The following is a 26811-nucleotide window of genomic DNA, read 5'->3' on the forward strand; positions in this document are numbered from 1 at the left end:
TTGCCCTAATTCTTCTTTGAAAAAAAATTAATTTCAAAAAGAAGGGTTTAAAAAGAATAATGGCATTGCCGAAATGTAAGATGCATAAGGCAAGTTAATTGCATTCCCATTAAATTGATTAAGCAAAATAAATAAGATTTATCATATCGAGATGAATAATATTTTATAAATTTATGCTCTATACACCAAATTTACGCAGATATGAAAAGTTTTGACACATCTGGAGGTTCCGTTTTCCGCCCGTCTCAGAATGCGGCAGGAATTTCAGAGAATCATCATACCGGAATTAACCGATTGGTAAAATTATCTTTGGTCATTGAAGGTAAGGTAATCAAGTATTACAAACATTTCAAGCTTACCCAAAGCTCACAAAAGCACCACGAATTTACGCTTACTTTAGCGCATGATACTTTAGGCGACCGCCAAACCCATACTTTAGAAGAAGCAAATAAATTTTTAGGCAAAAGATTAACGGCTGTCATTTCTTATAAAGACATTGAGAACAGTCCGGAACGCACTTTTGTAGGCGTTATTACAGGCGTAGGTTTCAGTCAGGAGAAAATGAGTCTGGGAAATATCATTTTGTCAGGTTATAGTCCTACCATTCTATTGGATGGAGCTCCTCATATTCAAAGTTTTGGTGGAAATCAGGCTGTCAATATGGGAATTATTGCTGAAGAAGTCATTAAACAAGGTTTAGATAAAAGCCGTTTTGATATCAGAATTGATACCAATGATTATTCTCAAATTATTTATAGCAGTCAATATGATGAAACCCATTACAATTATCTGGCGAGAATGGCAGAAGCGTATGGCGAACAGTTTTATTACGATGGAGAAGTTCTTCACTTCGGGAAACTTCCACCACAAAATAAGCCGATCAAATTAACTTACGGAAGCAGTGCAAACGATATAAAAGTTGAATTAAAAGCTGTTCATACCAAACCACAATTTTACGGTTACAACAGCAATAAAAATGAAGTTTTAAAATCGGGCTCAACGCCGATTCAGCATGTTGGAGATTTAGCAAAAACAGCTTATCAGCATAATGATGCTATTTACAAAACTCCATCATTACGCGTTGCACCCATAAAAGCAACAACTCATTTGGATGTTGAATATTCACAAAAAAGTACTTCTGGAAGTGAAGCGGTGAATGTTTTCAATCTTTCAGGTTCTACAACCGTTCCTTTTTTACATCCTGGCTGCAGCGTAGATATTGAAATGCGAAAAGTTGATACGAATGAAACTTCGTATTTCACAAGAATCATGATTACAGAAACTACCCATGAAATTGATACGATTGGTCATTATACCGGAAGTTTTGCAGGAATTGCATCAGACACAGGGTTTTTACCAAAACCTGAATTTACCGTTCCTATCGCACAGCCACAAATTGCAACAGTCATTTCAAACGCCGATCCAGAAGGACAGGGAAGAGTTCAGGTAAGATTTGACTGGCAGACGAATGACACCACACATTTCATTAGAATGATGAGTCCCGATGCAGGAGGAACTGATCAGATTACCCAAAACCGAGGTTATGTTGCCATTCCCGAAGTTGGCGATCAGGTAATGGTAAATTTTGTACACAATCATCCCGACCGACCTTTTGTAATGGGCGGAATGTTTCATGGAGGAGTTGGATTAGGTGGCGGAATCAATAATCATTTAAAATCAATACAGACAAGAAGCGGAATCAGAATTTTGATGAACGATGAAGAAGGAAGTGTAAATATCATTGATCCGAGTGGAAATACCTATTTCATGGATGGAAAGGGAAATATTTCAATGAATGCTCCGAAAAATTTTACTTTAAACGCAGGTGAAAATATCAATATCACTGCTGGTAAAGAAATTTCGATTGGAGCGGGAGCAAGTATTACCAGCTCTGCAAATGATAATATTATTTCTACTGCAGGTACAGATATTGTGCAGACTGCAGCGGGAGATATTCGTGAATCTTCAGATATGAGAACGGAGATGGTGGAAAAAGAATTTTTCCGTCAGTCTGAAACCTCCAACGAAATTGCCGGAGAAATATCAATGTTCAGCGAATTGGAAAATATGACGATGCAAAGTGGAAAGATTGTTGAATTTAACAGTGCCGAAAAATCAAAATTATTCTAATCATGGCCATTCGAAAAACAGCAAAAAATATTATCATCAAAGTAAATGATACTTACAATTTAAGTGTCGGAAAAAAGGCTGAAAAAATTGCACAAAAAATCAATGCAGAGGCTACTAATGGAAACCTTGTTTTGGCAAGTAATAAAAAAATAATGTCTCATGGGAATAAATAAATTAAAAATATTAGTTCTCTTTATCTTTTATAGTTTTTCACTAGTAAGTTGTCAAAATAAAAAAATGGAAGAAAAATACAACTGGTCGGGCACCATCTCTGCTCCACAAGAATATCCTATGGAAATCTACAATGGTGGGATCATTTCAAATAACTTTACCTATCCTTTTGATGCAATTTGGGGTACGCAAAATACGGGTTGGGGAAATGAAGGCTCAAAAATGAATGTTGCGACTAAAAAGATGGAAATTCCTCACCAGTTAGAGTTTACATGGTATTCTTTAGTTGAAGAAAAATTCTACACCGGAAAATGGAATTTAGATAAAATAAAGATCGAACAATTATTTAAAGAAGGTTTTATAGATACAGATACCGGAAAAAAACAAACCTATACAACATTCAAAATAGGATTGGCTCCCAAAGGGAAACTTGTTTTGTGGGTGAATGCACCGGGAGTTCAGAAAGAAATAGGCAGTTTTCAGGCTCATGATACTATTATTACAAAGTCACAAGCTTATGAAAATGCACAGTATATGTTTGAAAATGATTATGCTAAAGAGCGTTTAAAAAGTGATTTTCTAATGACTTCCGAAGTTAAAAACAGGTTAAGTACTTCAGGCTATCCAGATCCGTCTATTTATGAAAATTTCAGAAAGAAATATTCATGGAAACCTGTAGTAGAACTGCCATCAGGTTTTAAGATTAAGAAAATATTTTTCATGGCTTGCAACGGAGAATATGATACTTACGCTGAAAACCAGGATAAAAAAGCAATACCTTATTATTTGTCAATAGTCATTTCAGATTTTGCCGGTAAAGAGTTGGGAGCAAATCTTTTTTTTACAAAAGATGAAAAGTATTATGAAGAAAATGTCTTGAAAGGCAATAATGTTCTTCCTACAGATTTTGATCTGACCGATATGTACAAAACATTTACAAGTTTTAGTCAAACAGAGCCAGTGGATATTATCATTAAAGTAAATCCGGAAAATAAAAGTGCTGATGTCAGTTTAAAACAAAAAGAAAATAGTATTCAGCTGAAAAATTTCATCAGTAAAATTTATTAAATCATGTCAAACGTTGTATTTGGAAACTATTCACCACCAGCACCGCCACCAAACGTAATTAATGTCGCTTTGGGGGTTTTCTTTGATGGTACTCTAAATAATAAAACCAATTCTGATGCACGGAAAGGCAACACAGAATCTTACCAAGACCATGGCGGTGACCCATCGGATAATAATAGTTACAATAATGACTGGAGTAATGTTGCGCGTCTTTGGGATAATTACGATAAGAAAAATGCAATCTATGTAGAAGGAATTGGTACCACAGATAATGAAGGAGATGAGATGGATGGTTATGCTTATGGTTCTGAAGATACGGGTATTAAAGCAAAAGTTGTAATTGGCTGTGAAGATATTGCAGAGAAAATAAGTTTACTTAAAAAAGCTAATCCTGCAGCAAAAATAGGAACTGTTATCTTGGATGTTTTCGGTTTTAGCAGAGGTGCCGCTGCGGCAAGGTATTTTGTGCATCAGGTTTCAAAGAAAAAAAACACTTCGGATCCTAAGAGTATCAATTTTGGTAATTTAGGAACAGAAATGCAAAAATTAGGTATTAATCCTGATGAAATAAAAGTAGATATCAGGTTTTTGGGAATTTTTGATACGGTCTCATCCTATTCGGAAAATACTTGGACAACCTCTCCGAATTTTAGTAATGATATTGTAGAATTACATTTAGATGATATCGCAAAAGCTAAAAAAATTGTTCATTTTACTGCAGAAAACGAGCATAGAATCAACTTTGATCTTACCGATATTATTACTTATGATAAAGTAAAGCAGAAAAATGTGTTTTTAGGAATTGAGAGATCTTTTCCAGGAGTGCATAGTGATATTGGTGGTGGTTACGAAACAGGTCCAGAGGCAAAAGATGAAATTATCAACGGCAGTGAAAGTGTTCAAAAAGAGAGAAAGGCACAGCTTGTTGCACAAGGTTGGTTTACAGATAAGCAGCTTATTATACATGAATATAGAAGAAAGCTTTCGAGTAATAGAGAATTAGTAAAAAAAACATACAGTTATATTCCTTTACAGTTTATGGCAGAATATGGCAAAAACGAAAGCTTAAAAATAGATGTTACACAAATAGGTACAAAATATAAAATATCAAACGATCCGTTGCTGGTTAGAGTGAAAAATAAATTGAATGGCTATGTGATGGGGAACGGAAAACCATATAAATTTCGCTGGTTCGCAGATATTAATAAGCAATATGAGGGTTCGAAAGTTCCAGAACAAAGATATGCTGATTATCAAAAAGAAATGAAAGAGCAGGAAGATCTAAGAAAATTGAGAAATGAGTATTTACATTGGTCTGCAGATTATGATTGGGTAGGTATGGATCCAAGATCAGATGGTAAAAGAGTAGTTCATTAATGTGAAAATTGTCGTTTTAATAAAACTTTCAACGGATTTGAAGAAGTAGGGTTTAGATCATAATCACACTTCTCTCAACCATCGTTTTTATTTATGCAGAAGTTTAATAAACATAATATACAACCCGGAGAAACTGTAAAAAGTATTGCAAATCTTTATGATCTGACTGAAGAATCGTTAAAGTTTTTTCACAACAATCATTGTAAAGTTGAAGACAATATTTTAATACATCTTACCAAGCAGAAAGAGCTATTTCTGCCACGAACTGCAGTTGCTGATAAAAAGAAGCTGGTGAAATTTGGTCACGGAAACAGATTGGTTTTTCAGCCTGAGAATTCACTTTTGGAATATGGAGTAATGATTACCATCGAAAATAACGAGAAAAAAAATGAAATTAAATACAATACTTCTGTTCGGTGGGTTAAATATGAAAATGGATTTCATTTTTTTGAAATCGACAGGATATCAAATCTTTTTCTGAATGATGAAGAAGTCAACGAAATAGCAGATTTGCTGGCGTATAAAACGTCTCAGGTTTTATATCCGATGCAGATAAGCGTTGATCAGCAAGGTAAATTTAGCAATGTTGAAAATACTGATGTATTTAAAGAAAGATGGAATGATATTAAAGATGAGGTTTACAAAGAATTTGAAGGTGAGATAGTCGATGAATATTGTCAAAAAATTGAAAAGGTTTTAGATGAACCCAATTCTCTTTTTATCTTCATTAAAAACGATTATTTCATCCGAACCTTGTTTTTTGGAATTTATCAGAAATTTAATCAGGATTATCTTACTGAAATGACAGAAACCTTTCCGGTGATAAATAATGCTATTGAACCGAGATTTAAAATTGAAGTGGAAATTGATCCGCTAAAAGATGATTACGATTTAATAAATATTTCTGGAAACGGAAAATTATATGATGAAAGAAGCCGTTATGATTTTATCAACGAAGCGCCTTTTTCTTTAATTATAGAAGAAAATACAGTGATGAACGATGACGGAAATTTCAGACTTCAGTATTTTCTCAACGGTGAAACGCAGCTTTCAGAATCATTGTATTTGGAATGCGATATTAATCTTGAAAGGAGAAAAAAAATATCTGTTGTTGTAGCTGTTATTGATTAAATTTAAAACCAAACCAATGAAGAAAATAATATTTGAAAAACTTTCTTTAGCACTCTTTATTTTAGTTTTTGCTCTGAATTTTGGGCAGAAAACAGAATTTACGGTTCCCAAAGATATTGAAGCATTGCAAAACACGATTTTTGATTTTACCAATGATTTTACGAAAGATGAGCCAAAAGCTGCCGCTGCAGGAGATAATGAGTTTTCAACGACGGTCGATTTATATGATTTGAAATTTGATGCCAATGAGAAAAATTTATATTTAAACTTAGCTTTAAAAAAAGGAGCAAAGCCAAAACAGTTTATCCAAAAAGCAATCTGGAATGTTTCCATGAAAAAGCTTTCTGCGAAAAGTACTAAAGTTACGGTCTTTTTAGAAGAAATTAATCCTGATAACTGGTCTAAAAAGGAAGTCGATGTAAAGCTCACAAAATCTACCGGAAAACTTGAAAATGAAATTAAAGAATTTCTTTTAAATGCGAAAAGTAAAGAATTGTCTAAAGGATTAACAGCTGTCGACAACTCTTCAATTGATTCTGAAACTGAAGCGATGATGACTGCTCAGACTGATGCTCAGATTGCAGCTGTAGAAGCAAAACAATCACAAAAAAAAGTGACCTCAAAATATCTTCAGGATCTTTTTGTTAAAAAGCAATTTATCAGTCTTCCAACAAATTCAGATCAGATAGCGAAACTTTTAAAAACAGATCCGAGTAAAATGGATTGTGAAAGCTGTAAGAACGGAAAATATTCCAATTGGGATTTCGAAAATTTCAATATGATTTATGCCAATATGAATAGTGGTGAAGAATATTACGCCATTCAATATTACGGAAATGATGCTATTTCGGGATTGCCTTATGGTTTGGTTTTTAATGATAGTTCACCTTCAGAATGCAAAACAAAATTTGCAAGATATAATGCCCAGCTTTATCAGACTACAGTAGACGGTGATGAAAATACTGCGAAAGCCTTGACGGTTGTAACTTTTAAAATGAATTCAACATTTGTTCGCTTAGAATTCGGAAATGAATATTTATCAAGACTTGTAATTTCAAACAAAGAATTTTAGTTATGGCAGAAAAACACATTGTAGTACAAGGAGCTATGTGCAAATGCCAATTTGGGCAGGCTCCGGATAATCTTAAAGTGCTGAGTCACGAAAAAGAATATGCAAACGATAAAAGTGCAGCAAAAAAACTGATTGTCACTACTAAAGAAATTGGCGCTGCAACATTTGAAAAAAACACATTCGGAAATTGTACAAAAATGGGAAGCCCGCCTCCGCCGTGTAAAGTTATGGTGACCGAATGGCAGAACTTTTACGATAAAGTTCAGCTTAGCAATGGAGGTTATATCATTTTGGAAGATAGCAAGGCAGTATGTGCTATTGCCGGAACTCCATGTATAGAAATTATAGATCACGGACAAAGAGCAGAGGCAAGTCAGCAGAATTTTAAAAATGCAGATCAGGATGTGCAGCAGCAGATCAATCCGTTGATGAATTCGGAGGATATGTTTACAGAAGAACCTACTCATGAAGGCTTTGAATCAGGACAAATTGTAGCACAGGAAGAATCTTTAAAAATATAAAGAATGTCTAAAGGAATTAAAAAAATAAAGTTTGTACCTCAACCCAATGAAGCAGATAACTCTAATTCAAGAGTTAGCGTGGATAAATGGGTAATCGTTCCTGCTAATAAAAAAGCACATTTTTATATAAAAGAATGGCATAAAGATACTACTGAAGCTCAAAAGAAAGGGAAACTATACTGGATGGTTCTTGATAGGGACAGGAAAAAAATAATTGAGCGAATTGAGTGTATGACAGACAAGTATTTTTCCTATAAAATACCTAAACATCTATGCGGATATCCTTATTATGTTGAAGCAAGTATGACTGGGAAGCCTGATGTCAATTTTACAGGCCTTTTTCTTTTTGCACAATGTCCGCCATTAATTGTTTCGAGCACATGGAGCAGAACGAGAGGTGGAAAAAACATTAAAAATACAGATGATAATAACTTTGGATTTTGTTATGGTGAAGAAATACATTTTCATGCAGATACAGAAGGAATCAATGGTGAGGTAGTTATCGTTGAGGTTTATAATGAGATGTGGGATGGTGATTATAAAATGAGAACACTTTATAATGTAACTGTTACCGACGGTCAAATCAATCTAAAAATTCCTAATACATCAGAATGGAAATCTTCCATTAAATTTATTCAGAGTAATGAAGAATTTTATGTAAAGATTAAAAAAAAGAATGGCGCTTATCTAAAAGATAAAAACGGAAATGTTGAACATGGTAAGTATCTTAATATTAAAAATGAACTCAAAGTAGTAAATAAAACAAAACCATCGAACCAGTCGACTATTTTGGTAGGTAATACAGATAAGAATCATCAAGGTGTAGGATTATGTAAATTCAAACAAATTATTATTACAGATGATAAAAGTGTTACGGTTTTTGAAGAAGGAAAAACAAAATTAAAAAGAAAAGCACAGACTTCTTATAACGAGATAGTAGAGCTGGTTTACTTTGATTTTAATAAAAATAATATTCGTGCCAATGATAGAAAAACATTAGATGTAATAGCAAGTAAATTAAAAAATAATAAGCATTCTAATGTTATTATAGAAGGTCATGCTGATGAACGTGGTCCTGGAGATTTTAATTTAAGACTGTCCCAAAACCGATCTGAAGCTGTAGCCCAATATCTCAAGCAGCAAGGTTTAAGCAATACCAAATTTCTTTCGCAGGGTTTAGGTGAAAATCAATTGATTTACAAAGGAGCAAATCTTACGGAAGCACAACATCAGGAAAATCGAAGAGCAAAAATCAGATTTTCAGTAATCGATCATGATGAATTGTCTTTGATTTACGAAGTTATTGCACCACCTTATGACTCTTCAAATAAGAAAAAAATTAATATACAGGTAAATAATTTTGAAAATAAAGGATGTATTGGTTCTCATGAGAAAAATATAAAAATTACAGATATCGGGCAGGTAAAGAATGGTAACGAGAAAGTAGAATCATACCCAGTTCCGAGTAAACAGTATGAAGTATATTCTGATTTGTCTAAACATAATTTACTTCCGATACAATATATTTGGCCTGCTTCCAGTACGCCTAATAAAGTGAATGTTGATATTCATTCGTGTACTTATTTTGCAAATAAAAAAATACCGACAGTTATTATCAGAACATATCCTGATATTAAATGGAGATTTGCTTTTTATGTGAATTTAAGCAACAGCTTAAGTATAAAATGGCAAAAACTGTCTCCTGAAAAACATAAAGAATTAAGAGGAAAAGCTCTGAAATTAGCAAATGAAGAAAAAGGAAAGTATAGTGAAGTTGATTTTGGTGTAGAATTAAAAGCTTCCTTTGATAAACAAAAAGATGGTTCATACGGTAGTAATCCTGAACTCACTGGAAAGTATAGCGATAAAATATCTAAATTATTTTCAACGATATCATCAATTAAAAAAATTGCTCAAGGAATTACTGGCGGAACGAAAGGTAATATTTCTAAAGGAATAGGACGTAAACTGCCTTTTGATATAAAACTAAATGCACCTGCAGTATATGTTGGAGCTGATTGGGAAGCAGATGTAAACAATACAAACAGTGAAATAGGGACTAAACTGAAATTCTTTTTAGAAACTAAACCATTGGTTGAGCTTGCGATTGTTTTTGATTTGCTAGGTTTAGCGGTTCAGGCGGGTGTTGCTGCAGCAACTGCAGGAACAGGAAATGCTTTGGCGCTTGAAATCTTCAATATGGTGAGAGATTGGGCTCAAAAAGGATATGAATCTGAAAGAGTTGAAATTAAATTTAAAATGTACATTGATTTAGAAGTTAGAGGGAAAGTTGATGGTTCAGTAGATGTTACTTACAGTACAGTCAAAGATGGGACAGGAATTGATTTTGCTTTAACCTCCAATATAACCGTAGAACTGAAATCAGGATTAGAACTAAAAGGAATGTACGTGGTAATAGGAACTACTAAAAAACCTGAACTCGAAGGTCATATGGAAGGTAAATTGTCTGCAGGAGCTTCAATGGGTATTACTTCAGGCCATAAATTACAATATGATTCTCTGCGCGGAATTTATTATATCCCGAGTTTAAGTATAGATCCCTGTGTAGGGACAGTGGTTATCATGGTAAAAGCAGGTTTTACTTATAAGAAAGTTAGTAAAGATTGGACTCCCGTAAATTACAACCGAACAAGAACGTTTTTTGACGGGTTTGATATAATGGAAAAGTTAGCTAAAATAACAGGTAGTGAAAATAAATTATTGCTTTGGGAAAAAAAGAAAAAGTAAATTAATTACTCTTTTCTTATTAATTGTTTTTTTAACGTCGTGTACTGAGACTAAGATAGAATTAGCCAGTATTAATTATCCGGTAAAAAATATTCTTTTATTAGAAGATAATGACTTTGAAGTTGATAAAAGTAGATATAATGCCGGAGTAGTGACCTATAAAATTAAAGATATGAATCCTTATCAGTTTTTTGGTGAAGATTTTGATGGTGAAATTACGTCAAATTCGGCTGAGTATTCAGGGAAGAATTTTCTTCAGTTCATGGGTGATAAACAAGATATTAATGGCTTTCAGATTCATATTTATACCCAGAATGAAAGTCAAAAGCTTTTAAAAACGTTATTGAAAAATTTAGGTAAACCAAGTTTTGAAGATGATAAAGGATTTGAAAAGTATTTGATTTGGGAAAATTCAGATAAAATTTATATTTTAAATCAGGGATTTGAAGCAGTGATACAAAACAAAAAAACAATTGAATCTGATTTGTTATGTTTAAAAACTAGCAATTTAACCGATGTAGCGATAGGTGCGACATCGAATACAAAATATTCAGATTATTTAGAATATAGACTCATGAACAAAAAAAATGTTAAAATATATCCATTCACAAAATATATAGAAGAAGTAAACTAAGAATTTATTACATGAAAAAAATAATTTTAAGTCAAATAGTTTTGAGCTTTGTTTTAATGAACTGTCAGGAAAAAGCTCTTGAAAAACCAAATTCAACAGTAAATGTGACGAGTAATAATATTGCAAAAAGTAATAATTCAAAATTAGATTTCAAAGAGCTGAAATTTGGTTCGAATATAGAAGAAGTTTTAAAAGGAATAGGATTGACCGTTAATGACAATGCCTTAGATGATTACAATGTTTCAGGTGATTATGAAGAATTTCAATTTCCAAAAAACAAGAAATTAAACCTTTCAATAGCAGGAAATGCAATATCAGATTCAGATAATATTTCGTTTTTTTATTTTAAAGAAAACAAGAAAATCTGGTGCTACGAAATGGAATTGATTAATCATAAAGACAGTGATAAAATCATTAGTTCTATCACAAAATCAATGGGTTCTAAACCAGCATTTTTTGAAAAAAATGTCAATACAAAAGAAAGACCTATTTTTCTTGATGAAAACGGGGATCCAAAGACAGACCATATAGAAGAAACGAAGGAAGTTTGGGAGGATTCTAAAAATAAAGTCACTTATTTTTTCATTAATACAGTAAATCATTCTAAAAATGATGGAAAACTTAAAATATATGTTTTAGATAAGTCATCGCCAAAATATAAAGAATGGGTGTCATATAGAAGTTTTGACATGTTTTATAATAAATAATCCTAAAAATGATTCATCAACCTTATTATACAATAGATTTTACGGCAGTCAATTGCAGATTTGAAGTGCTGATTAATGATATTCCCGTTATTTCACTTGAAACGGAAGGGCAGATGTCTCCTAATGTTCCTATAAATTTTGGAATTTTTAGCCCGGGAAAACAAAATGTAGTCATTAATCTGTTTCCTGTTTCTGGACAAAACATAATTGATGATAAAACTAAGTTCGAATATGTCATAAAATTATTTAATGTTCAGGGCGAAACTTTTACTCATGTAAAAGATTGTGTAACTAACAAAATACAAATCAGTCAAAAAGTATCTGATTTTAAACATTCATCTTCCTTTGAAGCGGATATTTCTTATGAAATGAGCACTTTGGAATATAGTAAAGACTTATCTTTAGATTTAAAGAATAATATTTCTGTAATCACTGAAAAGCTAGATTTAATCTACAAAAAAATAAGCGATTGTTTTGCAAATAAGCAATATGAATCTTTGTTTGAAATGATAAAAAATCGTGAAAAAAATATGGCAAGTGCAATGTATTTGAGCGATGCAGATGCAAATGCGAGAATAAATAGTTTAATAACAGATTCCCAAAATGGTTTTTCGCCTATGCCTCTCAGTCATGATAAAGTTTTAAAAATATATGGTAACGGAAAACTGGCAACGTACAAAAAAAACAACGGAGAGCCTGCTTTTTTCCTATTTAACCCAAACACTGGTGAAGAGCTTATGTTAGAGCTTATGTTTCATATCCCAAATGGGAAAGCTGAATTTGAAGTTATATGAAGTCAATCTTTTTAAAGGTATTTAAAAAGCTTAAATAAATTTTATTTAAGCTTTTTTAGATTTACGTATTAATGCCAAAGTATTCCCAACCATTTGAAAATAATCCATTTTTAATATTAATATTAGAATACAAATAGTTTACTTTTCATTAGGATAAATTATTTCTAAACTAAAGATATCTATTTTTGAAGTAAAAAATAACAAAAGAAATTATTGCTATTTTTATATCTTAAAACACAAATAATATCATGCACAGTCTTTTACCTTTTCTGTTAGCAATGGTTGCGGTCATCGTTGTTTTAAACATGTTTGCTGCCAAACTCAAAATTGCTTACCCTATTTTATTGGTTGTTGGAGGTTTGATTATCAGTTTCATTCCGGGATTACCTGTCATAAAAATTGATCCGGATCTTATCTTTTTTATATTTCTTCCACCGTTATTATGTGACGCAGCCTGGAATATTTCTTTTAAAGAAATGATGAAATGGTGGCGTATTATCGGGAGTTTTGCTTTTTTGGTCGTATTTTTTACCGCTTTATCAGTGGCATTAATTACCAATTATTTTATACCAGGATTTACAATTGCTTTAGGTTTTTTACTTGGTGGAATTGTTTCTCCACCAGATGCGGTAAGTACAGGTGCGATTACTAAATTTGTCAAAATTCCAAAATCTACCTCTACCATTCTTGAAGGCGAAAGTTTGTTGAATGACGCCTCATCATTGATCATTTTCCGATTCGCTTTGATTGCGGTTGGAACGGGTCAGTTCATTTGGATGGACGCTACGATGAGTTTCTTTTGGATGGTCATTGGCGGCGTTGTTATTGGTTTGCTTTTGGGATGGATTTTTGTAAAAGCACACAAACTTCTTCCAACGGATGCACCTTCTGATATTGCATTGACGATCATTGAACCTTATTTGATGTATTGGATTGCAGAGCAGTTTCACAGTTCGGGCGTTTTGGCGGTTGTTGCAGGCGGACTCTTTATGTCGGCAAGACGATTAAAATTCTTAAACAGTACAAGCCGGATCCATGCCTACAGTGTTTGGGAAAGTCTTATTTTTATTCTGAATGGTGTAGTTTTCCTCATCATTGGATTAGAACTTCCTGAAATTGTAGATGGACTTAAGGAAGATCAAATTCCGTTGGAAACAGCTATTGGCTACGGTGTTTTAGTAACAGGAATTCTCATCGCTGCAAGAATGATTAGCTCTTATGCTGCATTAATTTCTACGATGATTTTTCGTCCAAGTGTACAACCTCATGCATCTTCAAGAACACGTCGTTGGATGATGCCACTTTTATTAGGCTGGACAGGAATGCGGGGTGTGGTTTCGTTGGCGGCGGCATTGGCAATTCCCGTGACTTTAGATAATGGTGAAGCTTTTCCGCATAGAAATTTAATTCTCTTTATTACTTTTGTTGTGATTTTACTTACCCTTTTAGTTCAGGGTCTTACGCTTCCTTATTTTATCAAACGTACTCGGTTTTTTGATGATGTTTTCAAAGAAGAATCTGAAGAATTAACGAAACAAAAATTAAAAAAAGATTTGAAACAACATGTTTATCATTTTCTTAAAACCAAGTATGAAAAAGAATTGAAAGACCATGCAGGTTTAGAGATTTTTCTTAGACATTGGGAAGAACGTGCAAAAGCCGCCGACGACAGTTGGATGAATGAGAAAACAAAACTTATCTTTATAGAAATGCTCGAAACCCAGCGTGAATATCTTTCAGAGCTTAATAAAGACCCGAAAATTAATGAAGAAATAATCCGTCAGCAATTATTCCAAATCGATCTTGAAGAAGAGCGATTAAGGATGATTTAATTCTAAAAATTATCTCGATGTCACAGAACAATAAAATTTTAAAGAAAATAGGAGCAGAATTTTTAATGGGTATTTTTGGTGCTTTAGGAACTCATGTTGAGACAAAAGTTGGGTTAGGTGTTTTTTTATTAATTGTAGGTTTAGGAATTTTATTAAGTCCAAAAACCCAAGACATAGATTATTTTTCACAATGCTTGGTTGGAGTAATATTAATTGTGATGGCATTAATTTTATTTATTTGGAGAATTAAACAACTTAAAAAAAAAATGAAAATACTGAATGAAGTAATTTTAAATTGATTAAAAAAGAGCACCGAAAAAATTCGATGCTCACACAAATTAATTATAAAACTGAAGTATATTTTATTTCTCCCAAATCTTTTCGATCTCTTCCAAAGATTTGCCTTTGGTCTCAGGAACCCATTTCCAAACAAAAACTAACGATAATACACTCATCACGCCGTAAAATCCATACGTGAAAGCTCCGCTGAATTCCATCATAAAAGGATAAGTGGAAGATATTAAATAATTGGCTGCCCATTGAGCGGCAACAGCAATTGCAATCGCACTTCCTCTTATTTTATTAGGGAAAATTTCTGAAATTAAAACCCAGCAAATCGGTCCCCAAGACATCATAAATGAAGCCGTGTAAAGGATAATAAACACCAAAGTGGCAATCCCGATAATTTGATAATAAGATAAGATCGCAATCGCAAACATTCCAATCGCCATCCCAACTGAACCGACAATCAATAAAGGTTTTCTTCCCCACTTATCCACCGTGAAGATTGCAATAACCGTAAATATAACATTCACCAATCCCATCACAACGGTTTGTAGCATCGAAGAATCTTTATGAACGCCCATACTTTCGAAAATTCTTGGCGCATAATACAAAGCCACATTTATTCCTACAAATTGTTGGAAAACAGAAAGTAAAATTCCAATGACAATGACGGTTTTTCCAAAGGCAAAAATCTCACTTTTTTGCTCAACGACGGTGCTTTTTATTTCAGAGAAAATTTCTTTTCCACGGGCTTCTCCGTTTATTTTGGTTAAAATTTTAAGAGCCTCCGCATCTTTATTAATAAAAGTTAGATAACGTGGCGTTTCAGGAACGAAAAATAATAGAATTCCAAATAGGGCAGAAGGAATTGTCAGTGATAAAAACATATATCGCCATCCGATTTCGTTAATCCATTCTACGGTTTGCCCGCTTGCGATTCCCCAGTTTACAAAATAAACGACCAGCATTCCAAAAATAATGGCAAACTGATTTAAAGAAACCAATTTTCCACGTATTTCAGCAGGTGCAATTTCGCCAATATACATCGGACAAACCGCTGAAGCTAATCCTACACCAATTCCACCGATAATTCTATAGAAATTAAAAGCCAGCAAAACACCCATTGAATGTTCGCCGTGTTTGAAGAATAAAAATTCAGGATAGGCCGCTCCCAAAGCACTGATGAAGAACAAAAATGCAGAAAGCATCAATGATCTTTTTCTTCCCAGTTTCGTAGAGATCATCCCGGAAATTGCACCACCGATGATACATCCGATCAATGCGCTCGAAATGGTTGCTCCGTGCGCCAATGAACTCAATCCCAAAGGAATGATCAGATATTCCTGAATCGATTTTTCGGCTCCGGAAATCACTGCGGTGTCGTATCCAAACAAAAGTCCTCCCAAAGTGGCGACCAATGTGAGTACGGTAACGTACAGCATATTGATCTGCGCCTTTGTTCCTGAAGAATAGTTAGGACCAGAATCTATTATTTGCATAGTTTGATTTAGTTTTAATTGTTAAAATATATTTAAACACGAATTGCATAAATATCCTTTCACTAATTACACAAATCGTTCACCGTGTTATTCGTGAAAATATTCGTGCAATCTGTGTTTAAAAAATTATAAATATTGATTAATTAAGCTCTCCAGATATTCCTGTTTTCCACTTTCTCTACCTACTTCTCCCAAACCTTGAGCATAAGTTGCAAGATCTGTTAAAGAAAGATTTCCGTCTTCAAAATCCTTTCCTTTTCCACTGTCGAAAGAAGAATATCTATTGGTTCTGATCTCTGAATATTTTGATTTTTCTAAAATTTTATCAGCAGCTAAGAATGACCTCGCAAAATTGTCCATTCCGCTGATGTGAGCGATGAAAATATCCTCTAGATCTGTAGAATTTCTTCTGATCTTAGCATCGAAATTCACACCTCCACCTTGGAAACCTCCAGCCTGAATAATCACCAACATCGCCTGAGTCATTTCATATAGATCAACCGGGAACTGATCTGTATCCCAACCGTTTTGGTAATCCCCTCTGTTCGCATCGATGCTTCCCAAAACATTATTATCAGCAGCAACTTGCAGTTCGTGCTCAAAAGTATGCTGTGCTAAAGTCGCGTGATTTACCTCAAGATTTAATTTAAAATCATTCAATAGATCGTACTGACGAAGGAAATTCAAACAAGTTGCCGCATCGAAGTCATATTGGTGTTTTGTAGGTTCCATTGGTTTTGGCTCGATGAAGAAGGTTCCTTTAAAACCTTGAGCTCTTGCATAGTCTTTCGCCAAATGTAAAAATTTCGCCATATGTTCCTGTTCACGTTTCATATTGGTGTTCAGTAAAGACATATAACCTTCACGACCGCCCCAGAAAACATAATTTTCTCCGCCTAATTTGATCGTTGCATCCAATGCATTTTTTACCTGCCCGCCTGCGTAAGCCAAAACATCAAATGAAGGATTGGTTGCTGCCCCGTTCATAAATCTTGGGTTTGAGAAACAGTTGGAAGTTCCCCAAAGTAATTTTACGCCAGAAGCTGCTTGTTTTTCTTTGGCGTAATCAGTGATGAATTCTAATCTTTTTGTAGATCCTGTAAAATTATCTGCCTCGTCGATCAAATCATAATCGTGGAAACAGTAATAAGGAACGCCCAGTTTTGTGAAAAATTCAAATGCGGCATCCATTTTTTCTGTGGCTCTTTGCTTTGCATCAGAAGCGGTCAACCAGTCAAATTGCTGAGTTCCTGCTCCGAACGGATCTCCACCAGTTGCACAGAATGTATGCCAATAAGCTGAGGCAAATTTGAAATATTCTTTCATCGTTTTGCCACGAACCACCAAATTCTCATCATAAAATTTGAACGCTAACGGGTTGTCTGATTCTCTTCCCTCAAACTTGATTTTTTCTATTCCTTTGAAATATTCTTTGTTTCCTAATGTAACTGACATATTATATATTTTAAATTTTATTGATCTTTTTAATTTATTATTGAGTTTTTATTTGGGCAGCTTTTTCGCCTTCCACTCCCAATCTTTTGTTCGTCGTTCCTCCTCGCAAAAGGATTTCCGTTCAAATCGAGGAACGAGATTCATCGATTCAGATAAAGAAATAAACAAACATTAGATAAGTCGGGCTGCGAGTTTGTCATCGTTTAAAATGAATCGCTAACAATTGAATGTAAAGCTAAAAGCCAATTGCCATTCGCTAATAGCTAGTAATTACTTGCTCCAGTTTTGTTTTCCACTTCGCATAGCTTTCCTTGTACTGATTCATATTTTTAAAATCAGGAATATAAGTTGTGGTAATATCTTTTTCTGTTAAAATATCGTTTAGCGTATCAAATGCTCCGGCTCCGATCGCTGCTGCTCTTGCCGCTCCTGTTGAACCTGTTGTATCAAAAATTCTAATTTCAGTATCCAGCAAAGATGCAATCGATTGCGCAAATAAGGAAGAGCGAAATAAATTGTCTCCTCCAGCTTTAATGATTCCTTTTTGAAGACCATCATTCATAAGAATTTCAGTTCCATAAACGAAAGAGTAGGCAATTCCTTCCAATCCGGCTCTGAAAAGATGAACGCTTTTGTGACGGTTAAAATTTACATTGTAAGTAGAAGAACCAATGTCTTTATTTTTTAAAACTCTTTCGGCTCCATTTCCAAAAGGTAAAACGATAATTCCGTCCGACCCGATTGGAATTTGTGATGCCAAATCATTCAGTTCCTGATAAGAATGTCTTTTCTGGTCAACCTGATGTCTCAACCAGCTGTACTGAATTCCTGCCCCATTTAAGCAAAGCATTTTCCCAATTCTTGGCTTTTCCTGAGTATGATTGATGTGTGCAAAATTATTAACTCGCACAGATTCTTTCGAATGAACGTTATCTGTTACACCGTAAACTACTCCGGAAGTTCCACCCGTTGTGGCAATTTCTCCGGGATTCATGACATTTAAAGACAAAGCATTATTTGGCTGGTCTCCCGCTCTGTACAAAATAGGAATTCCTTCCGGTAAACCGCTTTCTTCAGCTCCCTGTTTTGAAACTACACATTGCTTCGTAAAATTATCAACCACTTTTGAAACCAATGATTCATCTATTCCCCAATGATTTAACAATGTTTTTGAAGGCTGATGTTTCTGGAAATCCCAAAGAACGCCTTCTGAAAGTCCAGTGACGGTTGTTGTTGCTTCACCGCTTAATTTCAATGCAATAAAATCTCCGGGAAGCATAAATTTCCAGATCTTTTCATACACTTCGGGCTCGTTCTCTTTTACCCATTTTAATTTTGAAGCAGTGAAATTTCCCGGTGAATTTAGGAGTTTATCCATACAGATTTTTTCACCCAGATCATTGAAAGCTTGGTTGCCAGTTTCTACAGCACGACTGTCGCACCAAATAATTGATGGACGAAGAACCTGTTTATCTTTTCCCACCAAAACCAATCCGTGCATTTGGTAAGAAATACCTATTCCTTTGATCTCGTTTTTATCGATGTGGCTTTCAGCAATTACTTTTTGAGTTAAAATTCTGAGATTTTGCCACCATTGTTCCGGATTTTGTTCTGCCCAACCGATCTTTGGAGAATCAATGGACATTTCTGTTTCCGGATATTTTGCATGAGCGATCACTTTGCCCTGTTCATCTACGATAGAAGCCTTTATCGATGAGCTTCCAACATCATATCCTATAAACTTCATTAATGAATTAATAATTGTTAACCTTTAAATGTAATAATTTTATGCAATACTCAATTATTTTTTAAGAATATGTGAATTTGAATCAGCGAATTTTATCTTAAGTCTTTATTTTCAGTCTTTTAGGAATATTTTAAATTTGTGCTGTTTGGTTTTAAACTTAAATAACCTTGGTTGTGAAAAAAAGATTTTCCCCAAAAACAGTCTTTAAAATGCAATTTTGAGTAATCGATTGCGCAAACACGTAATTTTAAATTAAAATAGAGAAATTTGCTCCAAAAATTATATTTTTGAATATGAACAATAGAAATCGTGGAAAAAACACTGGCGACGATACCTTATTTTCTTCACAAAAGCAGATAGATAAACTGAAATTAGCTGTTCAGGATATGAAATATTTGCTGAGTCGAAATTATGCAGAAAAAGCTTCCTCAGAATTAGTTGGGAATAATTACCGACTGAAAGCCCGACAAATTCAGGCTTTGCGTGGAGCTTCTTCTGAAGATCAGATTCAGAACAGAAAAAATAAAGAACTTCAAATTTTAGATCTAAAAGATAAAACGATTTACCTTGATGGCTTTAATGTATTAATTTTATTGGAAAGTTTACTTTCTAAAGCTTATATTTTTGAAGGAATCGACGGTTGCTTTCGTGATCTTTCCGGTGTTCATGGAACTTACAAAAGAGTCGATCAAACACAAAAAGCGATTGAATTGGTTGCTACATTTTTTCAGAAATCTCAGGTACAAAAGCTAATCTGGATTTTTGATAAACCTGTTTCAAACAGCGGCAGAATTAAAGAAATAATTTTAGATTTTGCTCAAGAAAATAATTTTGATTGGAATGTTGAACTGGAGTTTAATCCAGATAGATTTTTAGTTGAAAATGCAGAAATAATTGTTTCTTCTGATGCCTGGATCTTAGATCATTCTAAAAATTGGTTTAATCTTGTTAAATATTTGATCAACGAAGAAAAATTGTCTGTTAATCTTGTGAAAATGTTTTAATCATGAACTTATTTGAAGACTATATTCCATTATTTTCAAAAAACTGGAAAGAAAAATATCAGGGAATTTTAGCTGAAGAACATCTTAAAAATTTGAGTCTGAATATTCAAAAATTTAAAGACAAAACTTTAGATTTCAATCTTCCATTTTTTAACGAGGAAATTAAAATTGATCGTGATGAAAGTTTCAATTTATTTACTCATATTTTAGACTCTGAAAATTCAGATGAAATGAAAGTAAAACAATTGGAAGAAATTCCTTTTGAACATTGGTTGAATATTTTAGGACAAAGACTAACCTCAGCAAGTCTACGTGATGAAAACGCAATTCCTCCTTTGAAAAGTTTGTTGATAGAAGCTTGTGAAAAATCTTTCAATCAGGAAATTACCATTGCGCAAAGAGCTTGGGAAAAGCATGTCGGAAGAATGGAAGATCAATTTTGGGGCGAAGTAAAAGGAAATAATCAGCAGAAACGACAAATCGTTATGGAGAAAATTAATTTCATTTTAGACCATAAAACATGGTGGAATGTTTTCTTTCATTACAAGCACGAATTGGTTTTTGAAGTAAGAGAAAAAGACGGTCACGGAATTCGTTGGAGCCACGGCGGAAAAAATCTGATTGGTTTTTTGGAAGGTTTTATAAATGAATCATTTGATACGTAAAAAGATTGCGTAGTAACAAAGTAATTTTGACCAAACTTTAGCTTTAAATTTTTTTATAAAGACAGATGAAAAACATTTACAATAAAGGAATTTTCAGAAGCTTCGAATATGGTAAGATTGGGCCTTATTTGAAAAAGCATGGAAATAAAAAATGGAGGAAAACGGAAAGATCTGAAATCGAAGACCAGCTTAGTGAAACCACTAAATTTTTAAAGCAAAGAAAGAAAAGACGAAAATTAATCTGGGTTAAAATTACAAGAGAAATCAACGGAACAACTGATTCTGATTACAGAAGTTTCTATTCTGAAAAAGCCTTCAAAAGCTCGATCAACAGAGCACATGTAACGAGATATTTTTTAATAAATAATAAAACAAACAAAAAATGAACACATTTATCGATATTGGCATCAATCTGACCAATAAACAATTTTACAATGAGGAAGAAAAAATCATTAACCGAGCTCTCGACAATGGAGTTGAACAAATGATCCTTACAGGAACGAGCGTCCGGGGAAGCAAAGAATCGGCAGAAATCGCAGAAGATTATCCTGAAATTTTATTTTCTACAGCAGGAATTCATCCTCACGATGCAAAATCTTTCAACAATGAAAGTATTAATGAATTAAGAAAATTATTGAAACAAGATCATGTAGTTTCAGTTGGAGAATGTGGACTGGATTTTGACAGAGATTTTTCACCAAGACCCATTCAGGAAAAATGTTATCGCGCTCAACTAGAATTATCAATTGAAATTAACAAACCTCTTTTTCTCCATGAAAGAGTAGCTTTCAAAAGATTCAACGAAATCACAGACGAATATTTATCAAAACTTCCAAAAGCAGTTGTTCATTGTTTTACGGGAACTTTAGAAGAAGCAAAAACTTATCTGGATAAAGGATTTTATTTAGGATTTACCGGAGCCATAAGTGATGCGAACAGATTTAAACATTTGGAAGAAGTCATCAAATATGTTCCACTCGACAGAATGATGATTGAAACCGATGCACCTTTTATGCTTCCGAAAAATATGCCGAGAATGCAAAACCGAAGAAACGAACCTTCATTTTTGCCTTATGTAGCACAGACTATCGCGCATCTCAAAAAAACAAATATCTCTGAAGTTGCCGATGAAACTACAGAAGTCGCCAGAAATTTTTTCAGGATATAAAAAAGAGCTCTACTCACAAAGTAAAGCTCTTTTTATTTATAACAATTGATTTTTATTAAATCACTTTCAAAGCTGCTTCTAAAGCCAATTCAATCATTGGTTTCAAAGCTTTTTCTCTTTCGTCAGCAGAAATAAATTCTTTAGTTGGGATAATATCAGAAACTGTAAGAATAGTCGCAGCATTTTTACCTAAATGTTTTGCATTGGCAAACAATCCGAAAGCTTCCATTTCTACTGCAGGACAATTGTATTTTGTAGCAATTGCCGGAGTTGCAGGATCTTTTCTGTAAAAAATATCACTGCTGTGAATGTTGGTAGCTCTTGCTTTTAATCCTAATTCTTCAGCCGTTTCGTTGATGATATCAAAAATATTTCCTTGATGAGAAAAGATCTCTTCTTCAAATCCCCAAGCATATTTTGCGTACGTACTTTCGCTGGCTGCGTTTTCTACATTAAGAATATCGAATAATTTCACATCACTCGAATATCCACCGCAAGTTCCGATTCTGATGATCGTATCAACTTCATATTCTGTGTACAGCTCGAAAGAATAAATTCCGATACTTGGGAAACCCATTCCACTTGCTCCTACAGAAATCTCTTTCCCTTTGTAAGTTCCAGTGTAGTAAAAAATTCCTCTTGTCTGGCTTACTAATTTTGCATTTTCAAGAAAATTTTCTGCGATATATTTTGCACGAAGCGGATCTCCCGGTTGCAAAACAACTTTGGCAATCTCTCCCTTTTTTGCACTGATGTGTACGCTCATATTTTTGTTTTAAATTTTTTACAAAGATAACAATTTGTGGATTGGGAACGGTAAAATGATATTATTCAGGAACTTTTCAAATTATGATATATAATCCTTTTTAAAGTTTAAAATACATTTTCACAATCTTTTTATTTTAACATTTCTTAACGGGTGGTTTTTATTTCTTATTTTTGACGGATTCAATTTTATACAATGAAATTATATAAATTTTCTTTATTGATGGTTGTTTTGGGTGGAACGGCTTGTGCTCAAACTCAGAAATTTACCATGGCGGAAGCTGTAAACGGGATGAGAACTAATCTTGCGGTAAAAAATATCTCGCAGTTTTCATGGTCAAGCGACAGCAAATCTTATATTCAGGCGGTAAAAGGCGGATATTTGACTACGGATATTAAAACGAATAAGCAGGATACTTTGATCTCATTATATCAGCTGAACAAAAATTTTGCAGATAAAAAGTTGAAAGGTCTTCCTCCTGTAAAATTTATCACCAATTCTGAAGCTTATCTTACGGCAAATAACCAAATGTATTGGTTGGAAAAATCGGGTAGTGATTGGAAAGTAAAACGTTCGGCAAATTTAGGAGATAATCCTTCGAATGTAAAAACGTTGGCAGATAATCAGACTTTGGTTTATACAAAAAACAATAACCTATTCATCAATAAAAACGGAAAAGAAGTTGCGATAACGAATGATTCTAACGAAAATATTCTGAACGGAGCTTCTAATGTTCACAGAAACGAATTTGGAATTGACACCGGAATTTTTCCTTCTCCCAATTCTGAAAATATAGCGTTTTACAGAATGGATCAGACAATGGTTGCAGATTATCCTGTAATTGACTGGTCTGTAACTCCTGCAGTTAATACCAATATTAAATATCCGATGGCTGGAAAAGCTTCTCATGAAGTGACATTGGGAGTTTATAATATTAAAAACCAGTCTACCACTTTCCTTAAAGTAGAAGGTGAAAAAGACCAATATTTAACAGCAGTTACCTGGAGCCCTGATTCTAAATTTATTTTCGTTGGGGTTTTAAACAGAGGTCAGAATCATTTAAAAATGAATAAATATGATGCTGTTACAGGAAATTTTATCAATACATTGTTTGAAGAAACGAGTGATAAATATGTTGAACCTCAACATCCGTTGACGTTTTTCCCTAATTCAAATACAGATTTTATCTGGCAAAGTCAGAGAACGGGTTATAATCATTTGTTCCACTACAGTTTAGAAAAAGGACTTATTGCTCAGATCACTAAAGGCGATTGGTTGGTTACCGATATTTTAGGGTTTAATGAAAATAAAAAAGAAATATATTATGTTTCTACTCAAGATAATCCTACCGAAAAACATCTGTATAGAATCAACTGGAATACGTTCAAAACCCAGAGAATGGACAACGCAGAAGGAGTTCATTCAGGAGTTTTGAGCAGCGACGGTAATTATTTATATGATACTTACAGCAATGCAACGACCCCTAGAGTTGCAGATATTCTTAACACCACGACGTTAAAGGCGACTAATCTTTTGAAATCGGACAACCCGTTAAAAAACTATGATCGTCCGGAAATTAAAAATATCAATCTGAAAGCTGATGACGGAACGATTTTGTATGGAAAAGTTATTCTTCCCACCAATTTTGACCCAAATAAAAAATATCCTGCTATTGTTTACTTGTACAACGGTCCACATTTACAGCTTGTGACCAACACTTTCCCTGCTTCAGGAAATCTTTGGTACGAATATATGGCTCAAAACGGATACGTTATTTTCACAATGGATGGAAGAGGTTCTTCAAACCGTGGGCTTAAATTTGAGCAGGCTGTTTTTAGAAACTTAGGAACGACAGAGATGGAAGATCAAATGAAAGGCGTTAATTATCTGAAGTCACTTCCTTATGTAGATTCCGAAAGAATGGGAATTCACGGATGGAGTTTTGGTGGATTTATGACAACAAGTTTTATGCTTCGCAAGCCTGATGTTTTCAAAGTTGGTGTTGCAGGTGGTCCTGTAATCGACTGGAGCATGTACGAGATTATGTACGGTGAAAGATATATGGATACTCCACAGGAAAATTCTCAAGGTTATGCTACTTCGAATCTATTGGATAAAGTTCAGAATTTACAAGGTAAATTATTGATGATCCATGGGGCACAGGATGATGTGGTAGTTTGGCAACATTCGATGAAATTTATCAAGTCTGCAGTGGATCACGGAGTTCAGATGGATTATTTTGTTTATCCGGGACATCCGCATAATGTGGTTGGGAAAGACAGAGTACATTTGATGCAAAAAGTGACCGATTATTTTGATTTGTATTTAAAGAAATAATAAAAACGAAATCCAGTCTTGAGAGGCTGGATTTTTTGTTTTAAATATCAATAGGAGCGGACTTTAGCCAAAATTTATTTTAATTAAAAATGCTTTGAAGATATAATATCTCGCTGATTTTGCAGATTACGCTGATTTATTTAATATTCTTAAAATCTGCTCAATCTGCAAAATCAGCGAGAATTTTTTTTAAATATTATTCAGGAATCCAAACACTCACATTTCCGGCAGGAACAGGAAAATCTCCCCAACCATCTTCTCGTATTTGTACTTTTTCCTGAGATCTTCCTAAAGCGTCATAAAAAGTTTTTCCAATATACTTTTCACCCATTTCCATAGGTTTTTCGTAATAATCTTTATTGCTCAAAACAACGGCGCAACCTTGATGTTCTTCATCACCTTCACGAACCCAGCCTAAACAATTGGAATCTTCAAAATAATCTCTTTGAATTCCGTATGCATTTTCTTTTCTGGCTTTTAAAAGTTCTTCAATGCCGTCTACTTTATCTAAAAATATTTCCTGCTCATTTCCTTCACGGTCTTTATCTTTATAATGAGCTCCAAACAAATCTGGATAAAAAACACAAGGATATCCTTTTTCTCTCAATAAAATAAGGGCATAAGCAAGAGGCTTGAACCAAGCTTCAACCGGAGCCTCCAAATCCTGTAAAGGTTGTGTATCATGATTATCAACTAAACTTACAGAATGCATCGGGTCAGCTTCTGTTAAAGTTTCAGACAGAATATTTCTTAGATCGTAGGAATTTCCTTCTTTGGATGCGGTATGAAAATTATTTTGAAGCGAACTGTCGAAAAGACTCATGCAACCTTCTGTAGCTTCAATATATTTTTGTAATAAATTCAATTGTCCGGGAGCCCAATATTCACCAACCGCAAAAATATTTTTTCCGGAATTGGAACGGAGCATTGTTAGCCATTCTTTATAAAAATCAAAAGAAATATGTTTTAAAGCATCCAGTCTTACACCATCAAAATCTGTTTCATCAAAATACCATTTTGCCCATTTATTCAGCTCTTCACGCACATGAGGGTTCCGGTGTTCGATGTCATTGAACATCAGATAATCGTAATTTCCTTTTTCATCATCAATCATTTCTTCCCAGTCATCACCATATTCAGATTTGATTTTATAAATATGTGAATCTTTTCCTTCGGCATAATCTACACCGCTGAAGCAGGTGAAATTCCATTCAAAATCTGAATATTTTTTTCCACGTCCCGGAAAAGTAAATTTTGTATAAGATTCTATTTCAATTTCTGAAGAAATGACTTTTTCACGGTTGTTTTCGTCAACTTTTACTGCTTTAAATTTTTCTAATTCATCTCCACCAGCTTTGTGTCCCAAAACAACATCTACAATAACCTCAATATTATTTTTCTTTAAGCTTTGAATGGCTTTCTTATAATCGTTTTTGGTTCCGTATTTTGTTGCAGTCGAATTTTTTTGGTCAAATTCTCCAAGGTCAAAAAGATCGTAAGCATCATATCCTACAGAATATCCGCCGTTTGTTCCTTTATAAGCCGGAGGAAACCATACTGATGTAATACCGAGTTCGGATAAATATTTTGCCTGTTTTTCTGCCTGCTTCCATAGTTTCCCATTTCCTTCTGTATACCAGTGGAAAAACTGAATCATGGTTTGGTTCATAGTTAATGTTTTAGATGAGATTATTTGTTGA

23 protein-coding genes are annotated in these 26811 nt (G+C 33.9%); 18 read left to right on the forward strand and 5 right to left on the reverse strand.

Annotated elements, in window-relative coordinates:
- The first annotated feature begins 201 nt into the window (after positions 1 to 201).
- The 13 genes from BUR17_RS19755 to BUR17_RS19810 all read left to right on the forward strand — a co-directional run bounded on the left by BUR17_RS19755 (position 202) and on the right by BUR17_RS19810 (position 14484).
- On the forward strand, positions 202 to 2130 hold the full coding sequence (locus tag BUR17_RS19755) for a type VI secretion system Vgr family protein (protein ID WP_074232214.1): 1929 nt from the start codon (positions 202 to 204) through the stop codon (positions 2128 to 2130).
- Between the two features lie 2 nt (positions 2131 to 2132).
- Positions 2133 to 2303, forward strand: a complete 171-nt coding sequence (locus BUR17_RS20815) for a hypothetical protein (protein WP_159437618.1) — start codon at positions 2133 to 2135, stop codon at positions 2301 to 2303.
- Positions 2304 to 2367: 64 nt separating this feature from the next.
- Entirely contained in the window at positions 2368 to 3369 is a 1002-nt protein-coding gene (locus tag BUR17_RS19760; RefSeq protein WP_228418878.1) for a DUF2931 family protein, read from the forward strand.
- 3 nt (positions 3370 to 3372) lie between these two features.
- The gene (locus BUR17_RS19765) at positions 3373 to 4746 is read left to right on the forward strand and encodes a T6SS phospholipase effector Tle1-like catalytic domain-containing protein (protein WP_074232216.1); all 1374 of its coding nucleotides are present in this window, start codon (positions 3373 to 3375) and stop codon (positions 4744 to 4746) included.
- A gap of 93 nt (positions 4747 to 4839) precedes the next feature.
- Positions 4840 to 5877 (forward strand): hypothetical protein, encoded by a 1038-nt coding sequence (locus tag BUR17_RS19770; protein WP_074232217.1) that lies wholly within the window; start codon positions 4840 to 4842, stop codon positions 5875 to 5877.
- A gap of 16 nt (positions 5878 to 5893) precedes the next feature.
- The gene (locus BUR17_RS19775; RefSeq protein WP_143747630.1) at positions 5894 to 6949 is read left to right on the forward strand and encodes a hypothetical protein; all 1056 of its coding nucleotides are present in this window, start codon (positions 5894 to 5896) and stop codon (positions 6947 to 6949) included.
- 2 nt (positions 6950 to 6951) lie between these two features.
- Positions 6952 to 7470 (forward strand): DUF4280 domain-containing protein, encoded by a 519-nt coding sequence (locus BUR17_RS19780; protein ID WP_074232219.1) that lies wholly within the window; start codon positions 6952 to 6954, stop codon positions 7468 to 7470.
- A 3-nt stretch (positions 7471 to 7473) separates the two neighbouring features.
- A complete protein-coding gene (locus tag BUR17_RS19785) occupies positions 7474 to 10218 on the forward strand; it encodes an OmpA family protein (RefSeq protein WP_074232220.1) in 2745 nt (914 codons plus the stop codon).
- The gene (locus tag BUR17_RS19790) at positions 10178 to 10852 is read left to right on the forward strand and encodes a hypothetical protein (protein WP_074232221.1); all 675 of its coding nucleotides are present in this window, start codon (positions 10178 to 10180) and stop codon (positions 10850 to 10852) included. Before BUR17_RS19785 ends, BUR17_RS19790 begins: the two co-directional genes overlap by 41 nt.
- 11 nt (positions 10853 to 10863) lie before the next feature.
- Positions 10864 to 11559, forward strand: coding sequence for a hypothetical protein (locus BUR17_RS19795; RefSeq protein WP_074232222.1), 696 nt, complete (start codon positions 10864 to 10866; stop codon positions 11557 to 11559).
- An 8-nt stretch (positions 11560 to 11567) separates the two neighbouring features.
- The gene (locus tag BUR17_RS19800; RefSeq protein WP_074232223.1) at positions 11568 to 12353 is read left to right on the forward strand and encodes a hypothetical protein; all 786 of its coding nucleotides are present in this window, start codon (positions 11568 to 11570) and stop codon (positions 12351 to 12353) included.
- A 248-nt stretch (positions 12354 to 12601) separates the two neighbouring features.
- Positions 12602 to 14185, forward strand: coding sequence for a Na+/H+ antiporter (locus BUR17_RS19805; protein ID WP_074232224.1), 1584 nt, complete (start codon positions 12602 to 12604; stop codon positions 14183 to 14185).
- Between the two features lie 17 nt (positions 14186 to 14202).
- Positions 14203 to 14484: a hypothetical protein gene (locus tag BUR17_RS19810; protein WP_074232225.1), complete on the forward strand. Its 282-nt coding sequence runs from the start codon at positions 14203 to 14205 to the stop codon at positions 14482 to 14484.
- A gap of 63 nt (positions 14485 to 14547) precedes the next feature.
- Here the strand turns inward: BUR17_RS19810 and xylE are convergent, their stop codons facing one another.
- From xylE to BUR17_RS19825, 3 genes are all read right to left on the reverse strand, one after another.
- On the reverse strand, positions 14548 to 15969 hold the full coding sequence (xylE, locus tag BUR17_RS19815) for a D-xylose transporter XylE (RefSeq protein ID WP_074232226.1): 1422 nt from the start codon (positions 15967 to 15969) through the stop codon (positions 14548 to 14550).
- 126 nt (positions 15970 to 16095) lie between these two features.
- The gene (gene xylA, locus BUR17_RS19820; protein ID WP_074232227.1) at positions 16096 to 17424 is read right to left on the reverse strand and encodes a xylose isomerase; all 1329 of its coding nucleotides are present in this window, start codon (positions 17422 to 17424) and stop codon (positions 16096 to 16098) included.
- Positions 17425 to 17680: 256 nt separating this feature from the next.
- On the reverse strand, positions 17681 to 19171 hold the full coding sequence (locus BUR17_RS19825; protein ID WP_074232228.1) for a xylulokinase: 1491 nt from the start codon (positions 19169 to 19171) through the stop codon (positions 17681 to 17683).
- A gap of 293 nt (positions 19172 to 19464) precedes the next feature.
- Between BUR17_RS19825 and BUR17_RS19830 the strand changes: the two genes are divergently transcribed.
- The 4 genes from BUR17_RS19830 (at position 19465) to BUR17_RS19845 (ending at position 22008) form a co-directional block, all read left to right on the forward strand.
- Positions 19465 to 20175: a DUF434 domain-containing protein gene (locus BUR17_RS19830; RefSeq protein ID WP_074232229.1), complete on the forward strand. Its 711-nt coding sequence runs from the start codon at positions 19465 to 19467 to the stop codon at positions 20173 to 20175.
- Positions 20176 to 20177: 2 nt separating this feature from the next.
- On the forward strand, positions 20178 to 20840 hold the full coding sequence (locus BUR17_RS19835) for a hypothetical protein (protein WP_074232230.1): 663 nt from the start codon (positions 20178 to 20180) through the stop codon (positions 20838 to 20840).
- Positions 20841 to 20905: 65 nt separating this feature from the next.
- Positions 20906 to 21226 (forward strand): hypothetical protein, encoded by a 321-nt coding sequence (locus BUR17_RS19840; protein WP_074232231.1) that lies wholly within the window; start codon positions 20906 to 20908, stop codon positions 21224 to 21226.
- On the forward strand, positions 21223 to 22008 hold the full coding sequence (locus BUR17_RS19845; protein WP_074232232.1) for a TatD family hydrolase: 786 nt from the start codon (positions 21223 to 21225) through the stop codon (positions 22006 to 22008). Before BUR17_RS19840 ends, BUR17_RS19845 begins: the two co-directional genes overlap by 4 nt.
- Positions 22009 to 22063: 55 nt before the next feature.
- Here BUR17_RS19845 and deoD read toward each other — a convergent pair whose 3' ends face one another.
- Positions 22064 to 22774 carry a purine-nucleoside phosphorylase gene (gene deoD / locus BUR17_RS19850; protein WP_074232233.1) on the reverse strand — a complete coding sequence of 237 codons (711 nt, stop codon included), beginning with the start codon at positions 22772 to 22774 and terminating at the stop codon, positions 22064 to 22066.
- A 195-nt stretch (positions 22775 to 22969) separates the two neighbouring features.
- On the opposite strand from deoD, the gene BUR17_RS19855 reads away from it, so the two are divergent.
- On the forward strand, positions 22970 to 25111 hold the full coding sequence (locus tag BUR17_RS19855; RefSeq protein WP_074232234.1) for a S9 family peptidase: 2142 nt from the start codon (positions 22970 to 22972) through the stop codon (positions 25109 to 25111).
- Positions 25112 to 25307: 196 nt separating this feature from the next.
- Here the strand turns inward: BUR17_RS19855 and BUR17_RS19860 are convergent, their stop codons facing one another.
- A complete protein-coding gene (locus BUR17_RS19860; RefSeq protein WP_074232235.1) occupies positions 25308 to 26780 on the reverse strand; it encodes an alpha-amylase in 1473 nt (490 codons plus the stop codon).
- Positions 26781 to 26811: the final 31 nt, after the last annotated feature.

The sequence above is a fragment of the Chryseobacterium scophthalmum genome (assembly GCF_900143185.1).
In the GTDB taxonomy this organism is placed as follows: domain Bacteria; phylum Bacteroidota; class Bacteroidia; order Flavobacteriales; family Weeksellaceae; genus Chryseobacterium; species Chryseobacterium scophthalmum.